The organism is Streptomyces sp. NL15-2K, from assembly GCF_030551255.1.
GTDB lineage: Bacteria > Actinomycetota > Actinomycetes > Streptomycetales > Streptomycetaceae > Streptomyces.
The window spans coordinates 10,797,511-10,816,189 of record NZ_CP130630.1 but is presented as its reverse complement, the minus strand read 5'-3'; the positions used below and the strand labels follow the sequence as shown (position 1 = coordinate 10,816,189).

21 protein-coding genes, 1 tRNA gene and 3 pseudogenes are annotated in these 18,679 nt (G+C 71.3%); 8 read left to right on the top strand and 17 right to left on the bottom strand.

The features are described from left to right. Nucleotides 1-111: 111 nt before the first annotated feature. Nucleotides 112-360, bottom strand: a complete 249-nt coding sequence (locus Q4V64_RS47310) for a helix-turn-helix transcriptional regulator (RefSeq protein WP_172629005.1) — start codon at nt 358-360, stop codon at nt 112-114. 138 nt (nt 361-498) lie between these two features. On the opposite strand from Q4V64_RS47310, the gene Q4V64_RS47305 reads away from it, so the two are divergent. After that, nucleotides 499-684 carry a CocE/NonD family hydrolase C-terminal non-catalytic domain-containing protein gene (locus tag Q4V64_RS47305; protein ID WP_253266737.1) on the top strand — a complete coding sequence of 62 codons (186 nt, stop codon included), beginning with the start codon at nt 499-501 and terminating at the stop codon, nt 682-684. 214 nt (nt 685-898) lie between these two features. On the opposite strand, the pseudogene Q4V64_RS47300 reads toward Q4V64_RS47305, so the two are convergent. Then, nucleotides 899-1,297 (bottom strand): annotated as a pseudogene (locus Q4V64_RS47300) (alpha/beta hydrolase); the annotation flags it as partial. Nucleotides 1,298-1,400: 103 nt separating this feature from the next. Beyond that, complete coding sequence (locus Q4V64_RS47295; protein ID WP_124437544.1) at nt 1,401-2,102, bottom strand: SDR family oxidoreductase; 702 nt, start codon at nt 2,100-2,102, stop codon at nt 1,401-1,403. Between the two features lie 414 nt (nt 2,103-2,516). Here Q4V64_RS47295 and Q4V64_RS47290 point away from each other — a divergent pair, with 414 nt between their 5' ends. Further along, nucleotides 2,517-2,657, top strand: a complete 141-nt coding sequence (locus Q4V64_RS47290; protein WP_216377537.1) for a hypothetical protein — start codon at nt 2,517-2,519, stop codon at nt 2,655-2,657. Nucleotides 2,658-2,661: 4 nt separating this feature from the next. On the opposite strand, the pseudogene Q4V64_RS47285 reads toward Q4V64_RS47290, so the two are convergent. Further along, nucleotides 2,662-2,961 (bottom strand): annotated as a pseudogene (locus Q4V64_RS47285) (TetR/AcrR family transcriptional regulator); the annotation flags it as partial. Between Q4V64_RS47285 and Q4V64_RS47280 the strand changes: the two are divergent. Further along, entirely contained in the window at nt 2,894-3,367 is a 474-nt protein-coding gene (locus Q4V64_RS47280) for a TetR/AcrR family transcriptional regulator (RefSeq protein WP_172629000.1), read from the top strand. The pseudogene Q4V64_RS47285 and the gene Q4V64_RS47280 overlap by 68 nt on opposite strands. 259 nt (nt 3,368-3,626) lie before the next feature. On the opposite strand, the gene Q4V64_RS47275 is transcribed toward Q4V64_RS47280, so the two are convergent. The 7 genes from Q4V64_RS47275 to tdh all read right to left on the bottom strand — a co-directional run bounded on the left by Q4V64_RS47275 (nt 3,627) and on the right by tdh (nt 8,812). After that, a tRNA-Pro gene (locus tag Q4V64_RS47275) sits at nt 3,627-3,700 on the bottom strand. A 256-nt stretch (nt 3,701-3,956) separates the two neighbouring features. Continuing rightward, nucleotides 3,957-4,316, bottom strand: coding sequence for an MmcQ/YjbR family DNA-binding protein (locus Q4V64_RS47270; RefSeq protein ID WP_172629006.1), 360 nt, complete (start codon nt 4,314-4,316; stop codon nt 3,957-3,959). 30 nt (nt 4,317-4,346) lie between these two features. Then, the gene (locus Q4V64_RS47265; protein ID WP_124437547.1) at nt 4,347-4,919 is read right to left on the bottom strand and encodes a GNAT family N-acetyltransferase; all 573 of its coding nucleotides are present in this window, start codon (nt 4,917-4,919) and stop codon (nt 4,347-4,349) included. Continuing rightward, nucleotides 4,916-5,518 (bottom strand): XRE family transcriptional regulator, encoded by a 603-nt coding sequence (locus Q4V64_RS47260; protein WP_124437548.1) that lies wholly within the window; start codon nt 5,516-5,518, stop codon nt 4,916-4,918. Before Q4V64_RS47260 ends, Q4V64_RS47265 begins: the two co-directional genes overlap by 4 nt. A 64-nt stretch (nt 5,519-5,582) precedes the next feature. Beyond that, entirely contained in the window at nt 5,583-6,485 is a 903-nt protein-coding gene (locus tag Q4V64_RS47255; RefSeq protein WP_124437549.1) for a LysR family transcriptional regulator, read from the bottom strand. A 69-nt stretch (nt 6,486-6,554) separates the two neighbouring features. Further along, nucleotides 6,555-7,748, bottom strand: a complete 1,194-nt coding sequence (locus Q4V64_RS47250; protein WP_124437550.1) for a glycine C-acetyltransferase — start codon at nt 7,746-7,748, stop codon at nt 6,555-6,557. Between the two features lie 35 nt (nt 7,749-7,783). Beyond that, nucleotides 7,784-8,812 carry an L-threonine 3-dehydrogenase gene (tdh, locus tag Q4V64_RS47245; protein WP_124437551.1) on the bottom strand — a complete coding sequence of 343 codons (1,029 nt, stop codon included), beginning with the start codon at nt 8,810-8,812 and terminating at the stop codon, nt 7,784-7,786. 256 nt (nt 8,813-9,068) lie between these two features. Here tdh and Q4V64_RS47240 point away from each other — a divergent pair, with 256 nt between their 5' ends. The 3 genes and pseudogenes from Q4V64_RS47240 to Q4V64_RS47230 all read left to right on the top strand — a co-directional run bounded on the left by Q4V64_RS47240 (nt 9,069) and on the right by Q4V64_RS47230 (nt 10,219). Then, the gene (locus Q4V64_RS47240) at nt 9,069-9,488 is read left to right on the top strand and encodes a phage holin family protein (protein ID WP_124437552.1); all 420 of its coding nucleotides are present in this window, start codon (nt 9,069-9,071) and stop codon (nt 9,486-9,488) included. Further along, nucleotides 9,485-9,956: pseudogene (locus Q4V64_RS55770) on the top strand (DUF3618 domain-containing protein). The gene Q4V64_RS47240 and the pseudogene Q4V64_RS55770 overlap by 4 nt, the downstream one beginning before the upstream one ends. After that, nucleotides 9,953-10,219 carry a DUF4235 domain-containing protein gene (locus Q4V64_RS47230; protein ID WP_124437553.1) on the top strand — a complete coding sequence of 89 codons (267 nt, stop codon included), beginning with the start codon at nt 9,953-9,955 and terminating at the stop codon, nt 10,217-10,219. Before Q4V64_RS55770 ends, Q4V64_RS47230 begins: the two are co-directional and overlap by 4 nt. A 12-nt stretch (nt 10,220-10,231) precedes the next feature. Here the strand turns inward: Q4V64_RS47230 and Q4V64_RS47225 are convergent, their stop codons facing one another. The 6 genes from Q4V64_RS47225 to Q4V64_RS47200 form a co-directional block, all read right to left on the bottom strand. Beyond that, nucleotides 10,232-10,819, bottom strand: coding sequence for a GAF domain-containing protein (locus tag Q4V64_RS47225; protein ID WP_124437554.1), 588 nt, complete (start codon nt 10,817-10,819; stop codon nt 10,232-10,234). 61 nt (nt 10,820-10,880) lie between these two features. Further along, nucleotides 10,881-11,480, bottom strand: a complete 600-nt coding sequence (locus Q4V64_RS47220) for an ATP/GTP-binding protein (RefSeq protein WP_124437555.1) — start codon at nt 11,478-11,480, stop codon at nt 10,881-10,883. After that, nucleotides 11,458-11,829 carry a DUF742 domain-containing protein gene (locus Q4V64_RS47215; protein WP_124437556.1) on the bottom strand — a complete coding sequence of 124 codons (372 nt, stop codon included), beginning with the start codon at nt 11,827-11,829 and terminating at the stop codon, nt 11,458-11,460. Before Q4V64_RS47215 ends, Q4V64_RS47220 begins: the two co-directional genes overlap by 23 nt. 2 nt (nt 11,830-11,831) lie before the next feature. Continuing rightward, nucleotides 11,832-12,266, bottom strand: coding sequence for a roadblock/LC7 domain-containing protein (locus Q4V64_RS47210; protein ID WP_124437557.1), 435 nt, complete (start codon nt 12,264-12,266; stop codon nt 11,832-11,834). A gap of 68 nt (nt 12,267-12,334) precedes the next feature. Next, on the bottom strand, nt 12,335-14,491 hold the full coding sequence (locus tag Q4V64_RS47205; protein ID WP_124437558.1) for an ATP-binding protein: 2,157 nt from the start codon (nt 14,489-14,491) through the stop codon (nt 12,335-12,337). Between the two features lie 440 nt (nt 14,492-14,931). After that, the gene (locus tag Q4V64_RS47200; RefSeq protein ID WP_124437587.1) at nt 14,932-16,200 is read right to left on the bottom strand and encodes an MBL fold metallo-hydrolase; all 1,269 of its coding nucleotides are present in this window, start codon (nt 16,198-16,200) and stop codon (nt 14,932-14,934) included. Between the two features lie 190 nt (nt 16,201-16,390). Here Q4V64_RS47200 and Q4V64_RS47195 point away from each other — a divergent pair, with 190 nt between their 5' ends. Both Q4V64_RS47195 and Q4V64_RS47190 read left to right on the top strand, forming a co-directional pair. Continuing rightward, complete coding sequence (locus tag Q4V64_RS47195) at nt 16,391-17,569, top strand: glutamate dehydrogenase (protein WP_124437559.1); 1,179 nt, start codon at nt 16,391-16,393, stop codon at nt 17,567-17,569. Between the two features lie 433 nt (nt 17,570-18,002). After that, nucleotides 18,003-18,647 carry a TetR family transcriptional regulator C-terminal domain-containing protein gene (locus Q4V64_RS47190; RefSeq protein ID WP_301184467.1) on the top strand — a complete coding sequence of 215 codons (645 nt, stop codon included), beginning with the start codon at nt 18,003-18,005 and terminating at the stop codon, nt 18,645-18,647. Nucleotides 18,648-18,679: the final 32 nt, after the last annotated feature.

Genomic DNA, 18,679 nt, shown 5'->3' with positions numbered 1-18,679 from the left:
CTAGCACGTTGCGTCAAGCAACTGACGGCCTCGGAACAGCGTCGTCCTTCGTCCGCCCATGCCCTTCCTCGCGGCTGCCCATGGGATCAGAGCAACCCGCTGACCGCGCCTTCATGATTGGGCGCGGTTGCGGGTGCCGAGCTTGCGCATGACCTCACGCAGGTAGGTCTTGACGGTGTTGACCGACAGGTTCAGCTCGGCGCCGATCTCGAGGTTGGTGTGGCCGGCCGCGACGAGGCGGAGGACATCGTACTCGCGGGCGGTGAGCGGCGAGACGCAGGCCCCTGCCGCGAGCGTGGGGGCTACGGCGGCATGCTCGGGGAACGGTGCCCCGCCCGGAAGACGATGCTGGTCGACCACAGGTCCACGACGTGCTCGGCCGCCTCGCCGGTGTCGCCGCGCGCACCCGCACGATGCCGTCGGTCACATTGCGGGAGACACCCATCTCGTCGACGTCGCACAGGCGCACCACCCAGTCGGTCGAGGGCCCGTCCGTCCGTGGAGGCGCGCGAGGACGTCCTGGTCTTCACCACCGAACCGCTCACCGAGGACGTCGAGGTGACCGGCCGCGTCCGGGCGGTGCTCTTCGCGGCCACCAGCTCGGCGGCTGGTACGACATCTTCAGCCAGGGCACGCTCGACAACTTCACCGCCATGCGCCGGGCCGGCCGGTCCGCCACGCTGATCATGGGCCCGCGGACCCACACCAACTGGCAGCACGTGGTCGGTGAAGTCAACTTGGGTCAGACGTCCGTCGGCGCGCAGGTGAAAGTCCGTGTCCACCGCCCGCGACAGGGGCCATTCCGTCTCTTCGCGCCACTGGTTGACACCCACGGGGCATGGCTCTTGCTGCCGGGGCATGGCTCTCGTTCGCCAAGAGCACTGCTCCGGCCGACGGCTCACGCCACCGAGGTCAGCAGGTCGGCCACTGTCTCCGGCCTCTCGAGTGAGATGAAGTGGCCCGCTTCCGGCACCTGCGTGAAGTCGGCGGCAGGCTGGCTGGGCAGGTTCTGGAGCTCGTCCAGGTAGTCCTCCCGCACAGCGGTCTTGTCGCCCACGCCGCCCTGCAAGATCCTGCGAAGGACGGGTTTGGGCTCCACCCCGGCGACCACCGGGCCCACCCCCGGCATGAGAGCACCGCCGATCACCACACGAGCGAGGGCACTGGACCGGGCGATCCCGTCACGGTAGTCGTACGGGTTCACCGCGACGACGCACCGTACCCGCTCCGGCAGATCGGCCGCAGTGGTCAGGGCGAGCACCGCGCCCAGGGACTCCCCGACCAACGTCACGTCGTGGAACCCTGCGTGTGAACTGCGGTTGAGTGACTCGGGTACGGTCCGGCGGCAGGGTGGTGACGCCCATGGCCTACGGCAGGCGGCGCTCGCTCCGGCCTCGGCCCTACTTCGACAGCTGGGGGTACAGCCCCGCCAGGTCCCCGGCCAGCCCCGCCTTGACCTGACGCGAGACGTCGTCGGCGAGCACCTCGTACGCTCCGGCCTCGACGCCGTCGAGGGCGAGTGCGGCGACGTCACGAGGATCGGACTTGGGTGCCTCGACGCCCGCCGCCAGGTCCGTGTCCACGTATCCCACGTGCAGTCCGGTGACAGCGATGCCGCGCGGCTGCAGCTCCAGGCGCAGGGAGTTCGTCTGCGACCACAGAGCGGCCTTGGAGGCACTGTAGGAGCCGCCCAGGGCCAGCCAGGACAGCACGGAGTGCACGTTGAGCACGTGGCCGCCGCCGTTGCGCTCGATCACCGGCACGAAAGCCCGGGCGACCAGCAGCGGGCCGTAGAAGTTGGTCTCGAACTCCCGGCGCACGTCGTCGACCGGCGACTCGAGGAAGGACGCGCCCACCGACGCGCCGGCGTTGTTGATCAGTACGGTGACATCCTCGGCATGCGCGGCGGCCGCCGCCACGGAAGCCGGATCGGTGACCTCCAACGCCACCGGGACCGCGTCGGGATGCGTCATGCTGCGCGGGTCGCGGGCCGTGGCATAGACCTTGCGCGCACCGCGCGCATAGAGCTCCTCCACCAGGGCCTTGCCTATGCCGCGGCTGCCACCGGTGACGAAGACGCTCGCGTCCTTCAGTGCTGTCATGCCTGCCTCCACAATCAGAAACCGATCGGTTTCCACTGATCGAAAACCGATCGGTTTCCATGCGCAAGCTCAAACACGGAACCACCCGCGGGGCCACGTCAGCGGGCGCCACCTTTGGACCCATCAGGGGGCCGGACGACTACCGCGCGCGACACTCAGGGACAGTCGGCGGATCCCAGGCTTCCGCGAAGCCGGCTGCCCACCCGTCGGTGCTGGCCTCGCTCGTCCGCCGCGCGGCGGGTGACGCGGTGAGCCCGCCGGGGGTGATCGAATCGGCATGACCGCCGCACGAGCTGGGCCTGGCGGCCGGCGCGGACGACGCGGCCGGCCGCGGTCAGCCTGGACCACCCCGACCTGGCCGGCGAGCGCGAACACGCGCAGTCCGCACTGCCCGGCACGCGCACCCTGATCACGATGGCGATCCGGATGAACCGCGGGGACTGGGTGACGATGCGGGCGGTGGAGCGGCAGTTGTCGCAGGACACCGCCTCAGCGCCCGAACTCTGCACAACCCTGAAGCCCGCGGCCGGAGCCCTGGTCTGTGCGAAAAGGTGATGCGTCAGCGCATGCCTGCCGCATCGAGCAGGGAGGTCACAGTGGGCGCGACGAGCCCGGCCAGGCTGTCGGCCCCGATCCCCGCGCGGGCGCCGGCGCCGTCGAAGACCAGGCTGAGCTGCCGGGCCAGCAGGTCGGGATCGCTCACCCCGCCCTGTTCGGCCTCGGCGCGGAAAAAGGCCGTCAGGCCCTCCTTGACCCGGTGCGCCACCCGACTCGCAGGATGGCTCCGGTCCTTGAGCTCGATCTGCACAGCCAGGTACGGACAGCCTCGGAACTCGGGCACACCTGCCTGCGACTCCACTATCGCCGAGGCGGCCCAAGCCGCTTTCGGGGACCTTGACCAACTCCTGGCGTCGTTCGACACGGCCCACGGCGATCACGACACCGCGCGCGGCGCCCTCGTCGACTTCTACCTGTCGGCCGAGCACCGTGACCAGCCCGGCACCGGCTGTCCCACCGCGGGCTTCGCCGGGGACATGGCTCGCGAGGCCACAGCCGGCGAGGTGCGCGAAACGTACGCAGCCGGAGTCGAGGAATTCGCCGCGTGGCTGTCCACCGACACCAACGACGGCCTTCCCATGGTGGCCACCCTGGTCGGCGCGATCCTGCTCGCCCGGGCCACGGCGGGCACAGAGCTGTCGGAGAAGATCCTGGAGTCGACCCACGAAGCCCTGACCGCACCACACGGGCTTGACCCGGAAGCCTGAACACAGGGTATGCGGCTGTGAGGGGGGGGCAACACCACGTATTCAAGGGGTTGTCGGGCCCGTCAAGGGGATCGCTTTCCATGCGTCGGCAAGGACGTACTTCCCGTAACACCAGACCCACCCGGCATCCGCAGACCGCGCGATCTGAGACCGGGCCCCGCGCGCCGCGTGCTCAGGGCTGCCATCACGCCGCCATTACGTGTCACGCGAACGCATCCAGCGGGCCTGCCGTTTCCGGCAGACCCGCTGGTGAACACCGTCGGGACGACAGGATTTGAACCTGCGACCCCTTGACCCCCAGTCAAGTGCGCTACCAAGCTGCGCCACGTCCCGGTGCCTGTCTGACCTGGGGTTTCCCTGGCCGGACGCGCATGGAAACAATACCGCACTCGGGTCGGTGGTCGCGCACCGCTTTATTCCGGGAGGCCCTTCCCCTGCGCTCCCCACGAGCCCTGGCCCGACCCCGAGCCGGAGCCCGAGCCGGAGCCCGAGCCCCAAAAAGAATCCGTGGTAGCCGAAGCCCCCTCCGCCCCGGCTCCCACGCTGCTTCGGATCATGCCACGCGGCACTGACAACGCCCGACGGAGTGTCAGTCCGCAGCCGGCAGGCCCAACTCGGGGTGTGCGTCCAGCAGTCGGGGCGGGGCCGCCTGGCGCCAGGAGTCGGCGAGTATGTCCCGCAGTTCCCCCTCGTCCTCCAACGCGGCGAGACGTGCCCGCACCCAGGCGAACTGCGCCTCGTGGTCGGCGATCCAGAACTTCTCCGGCTCGGCCAGCACCAGTTCGTCGCGCTCCTCCTTGGGGCAGCGCACGGCGATGGAGGTCTCGTCCTCGGGCAGCGTGGCGAACATCTTCCCCGCCACCCGGAACGTGGGCATGTTCCAGGCGATCTTCTCCGTCGTGTCCGGCAGCGACAGGGCGATTCTGCGTACGTCTTCGGCATCCGGCATGACAGGCACCGTAACCGCTCGCACTGACAATCACCTGGTGAGAGAACCTGCCGCCGCCTCCGCCGGATCCTGCGCGTATGCCGCGCCCGCGCCCACACGTTTGTAGTACAGCGTCGTCGGCCGCAGTTCCCCGGCCGGGCTCTCCGCGTAGTCGGGGATCATGCCGGCCCGGCTCCAGCCGGACGAGCGGTAGAGGTGCTCAGCGGGGCTGTCGGACTCGGTGTCCAGGTGGAGGAGGGTGACGCCGGCGCCCACCGCCGCCTCCTCGGCGGTGGTCAGGAGGGTGCGGCCGAGACCCTGTCCGCGGGCTGCCCTGTGCACCATCAGCTTGACCAGCTCGGCGCGGTGGCGGCTGTTGGGCTTGTCGGGGAAGGCCAGACTGACCGTGCCGACGATCCGGCCCCCGTCGCGTGCCGTCCACACGGCGAGTTGCCCGGCGGCCACGGCGGCCACGCGCCCCGTCCACCAGGTGACGGCCGCCGCCCGGTCGAGCGGCGCGAGAAATCCGACCGAGGCACCGCCGTCGACGGTGTCGACCAGCAGGTCGGCCAACTCCTCAACGCTCGCCGTAAGTTGGGCTGCGTCACCTCGGGTCACGATCACGGCAGCACCACCGCCAGCGCATACCGCACTTCGTCCGGACCGGCGCACCGGAAGCGCGTCGCCCCCCAAACCCGCAGCCGCAGACAGTCCCCGGCCTCCAAATCGTGCTCGACGTCCTGCGCCGTCACCTGCAACGCCCCCGCCAGCACCCAGATGTGCTGCTCCAGACCGGGCACGGGCGGCCGGTCGTAGGCGATGTCGGCGCCCGCGGCGAGCCGCCCCTCGACGAGTTCGCCGCGCAGCCCCGGGGTCGGCGGGGACACGGACCGTCGTACGAACCCGGAAGCGCGGTCCTCCCACACCGGCTGCTCGGCGGCCCGCACCAGCAGCGCCGGCTCGGCCTCGACCTCGCTGAGCAGCTGGGACATGGTCCGCCCGTAGACGTGGCACAGCCGGTTCAGGAGGGAGGCAGTGGGGCTTATCTCCGCCCGTTCGGCCCGGGACAGGGTCGAACGGCTGACTCCGCTGCGTTCCGCCAGTTCCTCCAACGACCAGCCGCGCTCGGCCCGCAGCGCGGCGAGACGGGCGCCGAGCCGGGAGTCGAGCCGGGAGTCGACGGGGTCCGGCTCGGGCGCGGTCTCCACGATGTGCTGTTTCATATCCGGGAAGATATCCCAGATACGAGAATCACGGATGGGATATACCGGATATGAAACGCCCTGGTTACATGCCGGCCGCCGCTTCCAGCGCTTCCAGCACCGGCCGGATCAACGGGTGTTGTTCCGCGCCCCGCCGTACGGCCGCGAAGACCCGGCGCGTGGGCGCGACACCGTCGACGGGGCGGACCACCACACCCGCGAGGTCCATGCCGCGCAGCGCCGAGCGGGGTACGAGCGCGACGCCCGCGTCGGCGGACGCCAGCGCCACCACGGCACGAAAGTCGTCGGAGGAGTGTTCGAGGCGGGGCTGGAAGCCGGCGCTCTCGCAGGCGAGGACGACCACGTCGTGGCAGGGATTGCCCGGGTACGGGCCGATCCACGGGTCCTTGGCCAGCTCCGCGAGCGGGACCTCGTCGGCGTCGGCGAGGCGGTGGCTGACCGGGACGACCGCGTCGAAGGGCTCGGCGTACAACGGAACATGGGCCAGGCGCGGGTCGTCGGCGGGCGGGGCCCCGCGGTACTCGACGGCGACCGCCACGTCGACCTGGCGGTCGAGGACCATCGGCAGGCTCGCGTCCCCTTCGGCGTCGTGGACGCGGATGCGGATGCCCGGCGCCGAATCGGCGAGGCGGGCCACCGCGGGTGCGACGACCAGGGCGATGCCGGTCGCGAAGGAGGCGACCGTGACCGTGCCGGCCGCGCCCGAGCTGTACGCGGCCAGCTCCGCCTCGGCCCGCTCCAGCTGGGCGAGGACGGCGTTGGTGTGGCTGAGCAGGATCTCACCGGCCGGAGTCAGCCGTACGCCCTTGGCGCCGCGCTCGACCAGCCGGTGGCCCGTCTCCTGCTCCAGGGCCGTCAGCTGCTGCGAGACCGCCGACGGCGTGAGGTACAGCGCGGCGGCAGCCGCCGTCACCGTGCGGTGGTCGGCCACCGCACGGAGGATGTGGAGCCGCCGCGCTTCGATCATGCGAACGATTATCGCAATATGCCCGGCCGGTCAGGCTTCACAGGCCCGGCAGATCACCTGTCCGTCCGATCAGTCCTCCAGTTCGGCCCGCGCCGACACGAACGCGTCGACCGCACGGTTCACGTCGTCCGTGGAGTGCGCGGCGGACAGCTGCACGCGGATCCGGGCCTGCCCGTGCGGCACGACGGGGTACGAGAAGCCGATCACGTACACCCCCCGCTCCAGCAGCAGCTCAGCGAGGCGTCCCGCCTTCGCGGCGTCCCCGATCATCACGGGTGCGATGGCGTGGTCGCCGGGCAGGACGTCGAAGCCCTCCTCGGTCATCCGGCGACGGAACAGGGCGGTGTTGTGGGCCAGCCGGACCCGCAGGTCGTCCGCCGACTCCAGCAGGTCGATCACCTTCAGGGACGCGGCGGCGATCACCGGCGCGAGGGTGTTCGAGAAGAGATACGGCCGTGAGCGCTGGCGCAGCAGGGCGACGATCTCGGCGCGGGCGGCGACGTAGCCGCCGGAGGCGCCGCCGAGCGCCTTGCCGAGGGTGCCGGTGATGATGTCGACGCGGTCCATCACGCCGTGCAGTTCGGGGGTGCCGCGGCCGCCGGGGCCGACGAAGCCGACGGCGTGCGAGTCATCGACCATGACCATGGCGTCGTAGCGGTCGGCGAGGTCGCAGATCTCGCCGAGGGGCGCGACATAGCCGTCCATGGAGAACACGCCGTCGGTGACGACGAGGCGGCGACGCGCGTCGGACGCCTCCTTCAACTTGGCCTCCAGATCCGCCAGATCGCGGTTGGCGTACCGGAAGCGGCGAGCCTTGGACAGGCGGATGCCGTCGATGATCGAGGCGTGGTTCAACGCGTCGGAGATGACCGCGTCCCCAGGCCCGAGCAGCGTCTCGAACACGCCGCCGTTGGCGTCGAAGCAGGAGGAGTACAGGATCGTGTCCTCCTGGCCGAGGAAGGCGGACAGCCGCGCTTCCAGCTCCTTGTGCACCTCCTGCGTACCGCAGATGAAGCGCACGGAGGCCATGCCGTAGCCCCAGCGGTCCAGGGCCGCGTGGGCGGCGGCGACGACCTCGGGGTGGTCGGCGAGGCCGAGGTAGTTGTTCGCGCAGAAGTTGAGCACCTCGCCGGGGCGGCCGCCCTCGGTGACGCGCACGGTCGCGGACTGCGGGGTGCCGATCACACGCTCGGGCTTGTGCAGACCGGCGGCGCGGATCTCGTCGAGGGTGGCGCGGAGGTCGTCGCGCACGGAGTCGAACATAGGGAAGCTCCTAAAGTGCTTACGCCGTATGGGAGTTACGCGGTCCAGTCGAGGATGACCTTGCCGCCGCGGCCGCTCGCCGCGTCGGTGAACGCCGCCTCGAAGTCGCGGTAGCCGTACCGGCCGGTGATCACGGGGGCGAGGTCGAGACCGCCCTCCAGCAGCACCGACATCGCGTACCAGGTCTCGAACATCTCGCGGCCGTAGACGCCCTTGATGGTGATCATGGAGGTGACGATCCGGGCCCAGTCGACCGGGAACTCCTGGGAGGGCAGGCCGAGCATGGCGATACGGCCGCCGTGCGTCATGTTGACGATCATGTCGCGCAGTGCCTCGGGGCGGCCGGACATCTCCAGGCCGATGTCGAAGCCCTCGCGCAGACCGAGTTCTCGCTGCCCGTCGGCGACAGTCGCTCGCGTCACGTTCAGCGCGAGGCTCGCGCCGATCTTGCGGGCCAGCTCCAGGCGCTCCTCGCTGACATCGGTGATCATGATGTTGCGGGCGCCCGCGTGGCGGGCCACCGCGGCGGCCATCAGCCCGATCGGTCCGGCGCCCGTGATCAGTACGTCCTCGCCGACCAGCGGGAACGACAGCGCGGTGTGCACCGCGTTGCCGAACGGGTCGAAGATCGCCGCCACATCGAGGTCCACCGGGACGCGGTGCACCCACACGTTGGACGCGGGCAGCGCCACGTACTCGGCGAACGCCCCGTCACGGCCGACGCCGAGCCCGACGGTGGCCCGGCACAGATGCCGCCGCCCGGCCTGGCAGTTGCGGCACTTTCCGCAGACCAGGTGGCCCTCGCCGCTGACCCGGTCGCCGGCCTTGACATCGGTGACGTCCCGGCCGGTCTCGACGACCTCGCCGACGAACTCGTGCCCGACCACGAGCGGGGCGCGGATCGCCTGCCGCGCCCAGCCGTCCCAGGACCGGATGTGCAGATCGGTGCCGCAGATGCCGGTGCGCAGCACCTTGATCAGTACGTCACCGGCGCCGACCGCCGGCTCCGGCACGTCCGCGAGCCACAGCCCGGGTTCCGCCTTCTCCTTGACCAGCGCCTTCAACGCGGCTCCTGAGGTGAGACCCCGGACCCGGGCATGCCGAAGGAGCCCGCGTTCGGGGAGAGGGGTGGTATCGACCGGCAATCTGCCGTACGACGCGGCCCCCGGTCCATCGAGGTTTTCTTAAGCGGCGCCACAGCTTTCCTTCACGCCTGCCTGGGCCCCGCGTTTCACGCCTGACAGGCGGTGATGCGTCGTCGCGGGGGTACTCGGGCCACCGAACCTGCCGGGAACGCCGACGAAGGACAGGTGAGCACCGATGACAGCAGATGGTTCGCACCGGACAGTCAGCGGAACGCAGGAACCGGTGGGTGAACTGGTCCAGCGTGCTTCGCGGCAGTTGTCGCAGCTCGTGCGCGATGAGATGCGCCTGGCGCAGGCGGAGATGACCCAGAAGGGCAAGCGGTTCGGCAAGGGCGGCGGCCTGTTCGGCGGGGCGGGCCTGGTGGGTGTCCTCACCCTGCAGGCACTGGTGGCCGCCGTGATCGCCGCGCTGTCGCTCACGCTGGATGTCTGGGCGGCGGCCCTGATCGTCACCGGTGCCTTGGCCGTCGTCACCGCACTGATGGCGGCTCTCGGCAAGCAGCAGGTCAGCAAGGCATCCCCGCCGAAGCCGGAACAGACGATGGACAGCGTCAAGGCCGATGTGGCAGAGATCAAGGAGAAGGCACAGCGATGACCCAGGACAAGCCGCACAAGGGTGACGAGGCAGCGCCCTCCCCGGACGAACTGCGTGAACAGGTCGAGGCGACCCGTGAGGAGCTCGGCGAGACCGTCGAGGCGCTCGCGGCGAAGACCGACGTGAAGACACGTGCCCAGGAGAAGACCGTGGCCGTCAAGCAGCAGGTCGCCGAGAAGACCACACAGGTCAGGACCCAGCTTCGGGACAAGGCGACGCACGCGGCCCACGTGGTGCAGGACAGGACACCGGAGCCGGTGCGTGCCAAGGCCACCGCGGCCACCGGGCAGGTCCGCGACAAAGCCGCGCACGTCGGAGAACTGGCCCGCGACAAGGCTCCGGAACCCGTGCGCGAGAAGGCCGACCGGTGGCATGCGGATGGCCCGGGCCAACCGCACGGCGCTGCTCGCCGCCACCGGCGCACTCATCGCACTGCTGTTCGCACGCCGTTCCAGGAGGCGTCGATGAAAGCCGCAAAGATCGCCTACAAGCCGGTCGGCATGGCCATGGGCGCCGTCAGCGGCGTCCTGGCCGGCGCGATGTTCAAGCAGGTCTGGAAAAAGCTAGGCCATGAAGAGGACGCCCCCGACGCCACGGACGAGGACCGCACCTGGCGCGAGGTCGTGTCGGCAGCCGTCCTTCAGGGAGCGATCTTCGCCGGTGTCAAAGCCGCCGTCGACCGCGGTGGAGCCGTCGCCGCCCGCCGCGTGACCGGCACCTGGCCCGGTTGACCCCCTCGTCCGTCAGATCAGGAGTCCGTCGTCCTCGCGCCGCTCCAGCCGTGCGACGAGTTCCGCGGCCGCCGACTTGATGATCTCCAAGCCGGATCTGCCCCAGGGCCGCGGCTCGATGTCGGCGGCGCACACGGTGCCCAGCACCATGCCCGTGCTGTCGACGAGGGGCGCGCCGAGGTAGGAGCGGATGCCGAACTCGTCGACGATGGGGTTGCCCGCGAACCGCGGATAGTCGCGCACGTCCTCCAGCACCAACGCCTTGCGCCGGACCACCACATGAGGGCAGAACCCGTGGTCACGCTCCATGTGGCGGCCCAGCTCCGGGGCGCTCTGCTCCGTCCCCGCCGACGACGTGACGGTCGGTCTGATGTCCGGGACGTGCAGGCCTGCGAAGAACTGCCGGTGCTCGTCGATGAAGTTGACCATGGCGTACGGCGCTCCCGTGCACTCGGCGACGCGGTCCGCGAAGGCGTCGAGGGCGGGCTCCGGGTGCTCTCCCAGCCGCAGTCGGCGCAGTCGCCGCACCCGGTCGGGGGCTTCCCTGTCCTCCGGGGTGAGCAGCAGTCGACCGGCCGGGCGGGGCAGGTCGTAGCTCATGGGCGGACTCCGTCGCGGTGGACGTACGTCATATGCGGCTCCATGGCGGTGTGTGCGGTTGTCACATGTGGGCGCCGTGGCTGGGCGCGACGGCCGGGCTGTGGGCGATGAGGTGTCGTACGAGGGTGAGCAGGGTCTGGACCCCGGAGCTGGAGATCCGGGCGTCGCAGCGGACGATGGGGATCTCCGCGGGCAGGTCGATGGCGGCGCGGACCTCCTCCGGGTCGTAGCGGTACGAGCCGTCGAACTCGTTGATCGCGACGATGAAGCCGAGGCCGCGCTGCTCGAAGAAGTCGACGGCGGCGAAACAGTCCTCCAGACGGCGGGTGTCGGCGAGGATGACCGCGCCCAGCGCACCCTCCGAGAGCTCGTCCCACATGAACCAGAACCGCTCCTGCCCGGGCGTGCCGAACAGGTACAGGACGTGTTCCGAGTCGAGCGTGATACGGCCGAAGTCCATGGCCACCGTCGTCTCGACCTTGTTCTCGATGCCGTCGAGACTGTCGGTCGCGGCGCTGACCGTGGTGAGCAGTTCCTCCGTGCTGAGCGGCGCGATCTCGCTGACCGCGCCCACGAAAGTCGTCTTGCCTACTCCGAACCCTCCCGCCACCAGGATCTTCAGTGCGGTGGGGAAGGGGTCAGAGCTGTCGTCGTAGTCCATCGAGCACTGCCTCCAGAAGGGCCCGGTCAGTCGGGTTGTGGTGGAACTCGGGGGGCTTGGTGGTCAGCGCCCCGCAGTCGACGAGGTCCGACAGCAGCACCTTGGTGACCACCGCCGGCAGCTTCAGTTGGGCGGCGACCTCGGCGACCGAGACGGGGGCGCGGCACAGCTCGAGCGCCTGCGCGTGCTCGGGGCCGAGGTAGCCGAGAGGGGTGGCTCCCGTGGCCATCACGTGCGACAACAGGTCGAACGCGATGGTGGGCCGGGTGCGGCCGTTGCTGACCGTGAAGGGGCGCACGAGCCGTCCGGCCGCGTCGTCGAGCCAGGGCCCGTCGCCGGCTGCCGTCACGCTCAAGGCCTCATCGCCGTGGGTTCGACGGTGTGCTGCCGGGGTGCGGTCACCAGGTAGGGGCGGACGCTCTTGACCAGCATCGCCATCTCGTAGCCGAGCACGGCCGCGTCGGCCTCGCGGCCGGCGAGGACGGCGAGGCAGGTGCCGGAGCCGGCGGTCGTGACGAACAGCAGAGTCGAGTCGAGTTCGACGACGACCTGGCGGACATCGCCGCCGTCGGCGAAGCGGACGCCCGCGCTGCGGCCGAGGGAGTAGAGGCCGGAGGCCAGGGCGGCCAGGTGGTCGGCGCTGTCCGGGTCGAGTCCGTGGACCGACTTCACGAGCCCGTCGCAGGACAGCAGGACCGCGCTGATGGTGTGCGGTACGCGCTGCACGAGGCCGCTCATCAGCCAGTCGAGATCGGATACATGGCCGGTCGGCGCTTCGCTCGCCATGGTGGATCGACTCCTTGAGGTACGAAGGTCTGCGGGAGCGCTGGGGGTGGGGGTGGGCGTGGGGGTACTCATCCGGCGGGTGCGCTCCCGTCGTGCCGGGTGGTGTGGTCGAGGTCGAGGTCGAGACCGGGCGCGGAGACGCTGCCCCGCAGACCGCGCGCCTGGGGGGACTCCATGTGCGGGGAATCCATATGCGCGGGCTCCATGGAGGCCGATCCCCGGTCGGAGGAGGCCGGGCCGGCATCCGTGTGGGCCGAACCCATGGGCGTCGGCCCTATGGGGATCGCCCCGCGATGTGCGGTGCCCCCATGGGTCGCCTGTGTCGATTCGCGACGCGCCGACTCCCGGTAAACCGACTCCGTTCGCGTCGCCGGTTCGTCGTACGCGGGCTTGCCGTACGCGGGTTCGTCGTACACAGGTTCGTCGTAGGCGGGCTTGTCGTACGTCGGCTTGTCGTACGTCGGCTTGTCGTACGTCGGCTCCAGGCGCTGCTGGGCCTCGGCGAGTCCGATGCCTCGTTGGAAGGCCGCCATCAGACCCGGGTCGTGACCGGCCAGGTCTGCGGGGTCCTGGCGCGGCGCCGGTCCGTCGCGCAGCTGTGGCGCGATGTGCTCCTGGGCCCGGCGCCGGGGCAGTTGGGGCTTGCCCATGGTGCCGCGCACGGCGCTGTTGCGGGGGGTGGGCGGCGTGGCCGTGTTCTCGGCGACGATCCGCCGGTGGTCGGGCCTGATACCGGGCCGGGCCTCGGCCGGATTGGGCCGCTCCTCGTGGACCCCGCGCACGGGCAGCGGCGCCGGTGCGCCGTTTTTCGGCGCCGGGGGCGTCGTCCGGACGGGCTCCCGCGGCGTCGGAGGCTGGGTGTCCGGCTGCCGCGGACGCGGCACGGCGGGTGGGGCTGACGGCGTGCCCCGGCCTCCCACCTCCGTTCCGGGCTGCGGACGCTGCTGCGGGGCCGCGGTCGGACCGGCTGCTTCCGCCTTGGTGTCCGGCGGCTGCGGTACGGCTCCGGGGGCGCCCGGCGCCGTGCCCAGCAGCGCCTGCGGCACCACCAGCACGGCCTGGATCCCGCCGTAGATGTTGGTCTGCAGGCGGACATGGATGCCGTGCCGCTTGGCGAGTTGTGAGACCACGAACAGCCCGATGCGGCCGTCCGCCAGCAGGCTGGCCACGTTGACCTGGTCCGGGTCGGCGAGCAGCGCGTTCATCCGTTGCTGCTCGCCGACGGGCATGCCGAGCCCGCGGTCCTCCACCTCGACGGCGAGCCCCGAGGTGACGAGGTTGGCGCGCAGCAGCACTTGGGTGTGCGGGGCGGAGAACACCGTGGCGTTCTCGATGAGTTCGGCCAGCAGGTGGATCACGTCGGCGACGGCGTGGCCGCGCAGCTCGCCGTCGATCGGCGGCACGAGCTTGACCCGGGAGTACTGCTCGACCTCGGCGATGGCGGAGCGCAGCACCTCGGTCATGGAGACCGGGTTGCTCCACTGGCGGCGCGAGCCGGCGCCGCCGAGCACGGCGAGGTTCTCGGCGTGACGGCGGATGCGGGTGGCGAGATGGTCGACGTGGAAGAGGCCCTTGAGGAGGTCGGGGTCCTCGATCTCGTTCTCCAGCTCGTCGAGGATGGAGATCTCCCGGTGCACGAGCGACTGCAGCCTCCGGGCGAGGTTGAGGAACACCTCCAGCTTCTGTTCGCTGCTCGCCTGGCTGGAGAGCTGGGCGGCCTGCACGACTGCGGTGATGGCGCCGTCGTGAGCGCGGGCCAGGTCGGCGGCGAGCAGTTCGAAGTCGTCGGCGTGTTCGGGCGGTCCGCTGCGCGACTTGCGTTGGGGCGGTCCGTCGCCGCGCCGCAATGCCTCGACCAGGGCCCGCAGATCGGCCTCGCCGCGCGCGCTGTTGCGGCGCAGGGCAGCGACGCGGTCGCTCACGGACCGGGCGGCGCGGTTGGCGGCCACGGCGGCGATCAGGATGCCCGCGCAGGTCACCGAGACCGCGCCGGCCAGCACCCCCCACAGGGTGAGGCTGGGGCGTGCGCCGGTGGAGCGGACGGTGAACAGGACGGCGGCGCAGCCGCTGAGGGCGACGGCGACGGGCGGCAGCACGGCGAGGCGCAGCAACTGGGGCCGTATGTGGGTCTCGGGCAGCGCGGGGACGGCACGGGCGGCCGGCCGGCCGTGCCGCCCGCTCTCACGGCGGTCTGCGCGTGCGGCCGGGGCGCGGAGGTGAGACATCGGTGTCCTCGTCGTACTGGTCCGTCGGGCCTGATGGCCGGGGGGCCTGGGGTGAGTCCTGCCGGGTTCGCCGGTCCTGGTGCGCTGCCGTCGAGCAGGGGCGGCCCCCATCACGACTCCCTCCTGCGCCGCGCGGCTGCGTCTGCCAGCCCCGCCCCTGATCCGGTCCGTCGAGAGAGCCGATTCGGCCCTGCGTCGCCCGACGGACACTCACAGTAGTCGCACCTGCATCATGTGCGGTGTGCAGTTGACAAACTCATACGGTGAGCTTCCCGCTCTGGTATGAGGCTTCGTACGACAGACCGATAAACCCCTCACCGATACGCCACCGAAGAACAAGCCATCGATCAGACCTGGTCAGAAGCGGTCACGCAAAAACGGCGAGGGCCGGGGAGTTTCTCGCTCCCCGGCCCTCGCCGTTCACTGCGCTCCGGCCATGCTCAGCCCGTCGGGACGGTTTCGGGGTCTCCCGTGCCCTCGCCCACACCCTTCCGAACGTCACTGTCCGTATCGGCTTTGGCCTGCTCTTCCGCCGCCGAGTCGGTCGCCTTCTTGATCGCCGCGTCGGTGAGCGCCTCGGCGGCCGGCCACCCGCCGGTCGGCTCCATGGCCACCCCTCGCCACCACGGTTCGGCCGGGACCGTCTCCGCCGTGGGCTCGAAGGGCTCGCCGGGCCGGGGCAGGGCGATCGGGGCACCCACCGCGCGGGCTGCCGCGAGGGTGCCCTCGCCGGGCTCCGCCCACGAGTGGGCGGCCAGGTTGAAGGTGGCCCAGTGGATCGGCAGCAGGACGCCGTGCGGCTCGCCGCCCTGGAGGTCGAGGTGTGCGCGCGTGCCCTCCTCGGGGGTCATGTGGATGTCCGGCCAGAGGTCGCTGTAGGCACCGATCTGGATCATCGTGGCGTCGAACGGGCCGTGCTCGGCGCCGATGTCCTTGAAGCCCTCGAAGTACCCGGTGTCACCGCTGTGGTAGATCCGGTGCTCCGCTCCGGTGACGACCCAGGAGGCCCACAGCGTGTGCTGGGTGTTGCGCAGGCCGCGGCCGCAGAAGTGGCGGGCCGGGGTGGCGGTGAGGGTGAGTCCGCCGACCTTCGTCGCCTCGTGCCAGTCCAGCTCGCGCAGCCGGTCGGCGGACACGCCCCAGCGCTCGAGGTGGGCGCCGACGCCGAGCGGGACGGCGAACAGCGTGTCGGTGCCGGCCAGCGCCTTGATCGTGGGCATGTCCAGGTGGTCGTAGTGGTCGTGCGAGATGACGACGACGTCGACCGGGCCGAGCGCGGCCAGCGGCAGGGGCACCGGGTGCAGCCGCTTGGGTCCGGCGAAGGGGACGGGGGAGCACCGCTCGCCCCAGACGGGGTCGAACAGGACGCGCTGTCCGTCGATCTCGGCCAGCACACTGGCGTGCCCCATCCAGGTCAGCCGCAGGCCGGTGGCGGGGCGCTCGGCGATGTCGGCGAGCGTGGTGGCGTGCACCGGGACGGTGCCCTTCGGGACGCGGCGGGACCGCTGGTCCTTGTCGAAGAAGTCCTTCACGAAATCCAGCGCCGAGGGGGACGGGGTGCGGGCGACGCCCCCGGGGTTCTGGAAGACTCCGTCCTTGAAGTGGGGCGATCTGCGGATGCGCGCCAGGCGCTCACCGCTCGGGTCCGCGCCGAAGGCCGCGGGCAGCAGCGCACGGAGCCCGGAGCTCGGGGAACGGAAACCGGTCACGGTGTACCTCCAGGTGGAGTCGGTGAGGCGTTCCATTATGGTCGGCTTCTCTGACATCTGGTTTGCACCCCTGTGATTATTCGGCACGTTGACAGGGCGGGCGCCCCTCCGAATACTGACTCGCGATTCAGTAACCAGCCTGTGACGGGCAGCCCGCGGCCCCAGAGGCTCGTCGTCCCCGGGAGACCGCATGACCGCCCCGCTGATGTCGCTCACCTGGACCGACCACCTCACCGGCCGCCAGGGTTTCCTGGTCGTCGACCGGCTGGTGCGCGGCGTGTCCAGCGGCGGGCTGCGCATGCGCCCTGGCTGCACCCTGGGGGAGGTCACCGGGCTCGCCCGCGGGATGACCATGAAGGAGGCCCTGCATTACAACCCCGAGGGCCGTTACGTCCCCTTGGGCGGCGCGAAGGGCGGCATCGACTGCGATCCGCGGGACCCGGGGGCGTACGGCCTCCTGGTGCGGTACCTGCGCGCCATGCGGCCGTACATCGAGAGCATGTGGACGACGGGCGAGGACCTCGGTCTGACCCAGGACCTGGTGGACCGGGCGGCCGCCGAGGCGGGGCTCGTGTCGTCCGTCCAGGCCGTGTATCCGTTGCTCGACGACGAGGCCGCGGCGCGGCGGCGCCTGGCGGACGCCTTCGCGGTCGAGGTGGACGGCATCGGGCTCGACGAACTGGTCGGCGGCTGCGGGGTCGCCGAGTCTGCGCTCGCGGCCCTGGACCGGGCCGGTGTGCCGTACCAGGGCACGCGGGTCGCCGTGCAGGGCCTGGGCACCATGGGCGGGGCCACGGCACGCTTCCTCACGCGCGCGGGACTCACGGTCGTGGCCGTCGCCGACATCAAGGGCACGATCGCCAACCCGGCCGGGCTCGACGTCGAGGCGCTGCTGGCCGGGCGGGACGCGTACGGCACCGTGGACCGCTCGGTACTGCGCCCCGAGGACCGCGAACTGCCGGGTGAGGCCTGGTTGTCCGCCGACGCGGAAGTGCTGGTGCCCGCGGCGGTCTCGTACACGATCGACTCGTCGAACCAGGAGCGGATCGGCGCCCGCTGGATCGTCGAGGCGGCCAACATGCCGGTCCTGCCCGAGGCGGAGGAACTGCTGGCCGCGCGCGGTGTCACCGTGCTGCCGGACGTCGTCGTCAACTCCGGGACGAACGCCTGGTGGTGGTGGACGCTGTTCGGCGACATCGGCGCGGACGCGGAGGCGGCGTTCGCCCATACGCGCCGCTCGATGCGCGCCCTGGTCGAGCAGATGCTGGCCCGCGCGGAGGCCGACGGAACGACCCCCAGGGCCGCCGCCCACGCCCTCGTCGCGGACCGGCTGCCGGTGATCGCCGAGCGGTTCGGATGGTACCGGTGAGGATCTCCGGTGGCTCCGCCCGTTCGCCCCGGCCAGAGGGCTCGCGCCCCTGAACCCCCGGCCTTCGCCCACCTGCCGCCCGACTCGGTCGACCATGAGGTGACCCTCGTCCTGGGGCTCCGCCCCAACCCCGGCAGGGACTCCGTCCCCTGCCCCCCTTCCCTGCGCTCCGTGCCCCAGCCCCGGCCCCGGAGGGACTCCAATCCCTGCACGCCCCCCGGGGCTCCGTGCCCGACCCCGGGGGGAACTCCAATCCCCGCACGCCCCCCCCGGGGCTCCGTGCCCGACCCCGGAGGAGCTCCCATCCCCGCACCCCTCCCAGGGCCCCATCCCCGCCCCTCGGAGGAACTCCAACCCCCGCACCCCGATCCGCCCCAGCGAAGCAGTCGGCCTCCCTCCGCCACCGCCCCCGCCGACGGAATAGGCTGACGGCGTGGTGAGAGTGCGGTTGAGCGTGGCGGAGCGGCGTGAGGAGCTGCTGCGGGCCGCCATCGAGCAGATCGAGGCGCGGGGCGTGGCGGCGGTCAGGATCGCCGACGTGGCCTCGGCGCTCGGCGTGAGCAACGCCCTGGTGCTCTATCACTTCTCCACCAAGGAGAAGCTGGTCGCCGCCGCGTTCACGTACGCGGCCGAGGGCGATCTCGCCCATCTGCGCAAGCTGCTGGGCCGCCGCACGACGGCACTGCGCCGACTGCGCGCGGCCGTGCGCTGGTACGCCCCGACGGGCCAGGCCAAGGGCTGGCGGCTGTGGATAGAGGGCTGGGCGGCGGCACTGCGGGAGCCCGCGCTGCAGGAGGTCACGCGGGACCTCGACAGACGGTGGAAGGCGGCGATCGCCGAGGTGATCGCCGAGGGCGTGGCCGCGGGCGAGTTCCACTGCCCCGATCCGGGCGGCACGGCCCTGCGCCTGACAGCCATGCTCGACGGGCTCGCCGTGCAGCTGACGTCCTACGCGGGGGCGGTGTCGCGGTCGCGGGCGCAGGACTGGGTGGACGAGGCGCTGGCCCGGGAACTGGGGCTGGAGCCTGCCCGTGGGATCAGGTCACGGGAAATCGGCGGAGCCGCTCAACCCAGGTGACCGGGTGCCCGCGTCCGTGGCGTGATCCGCCG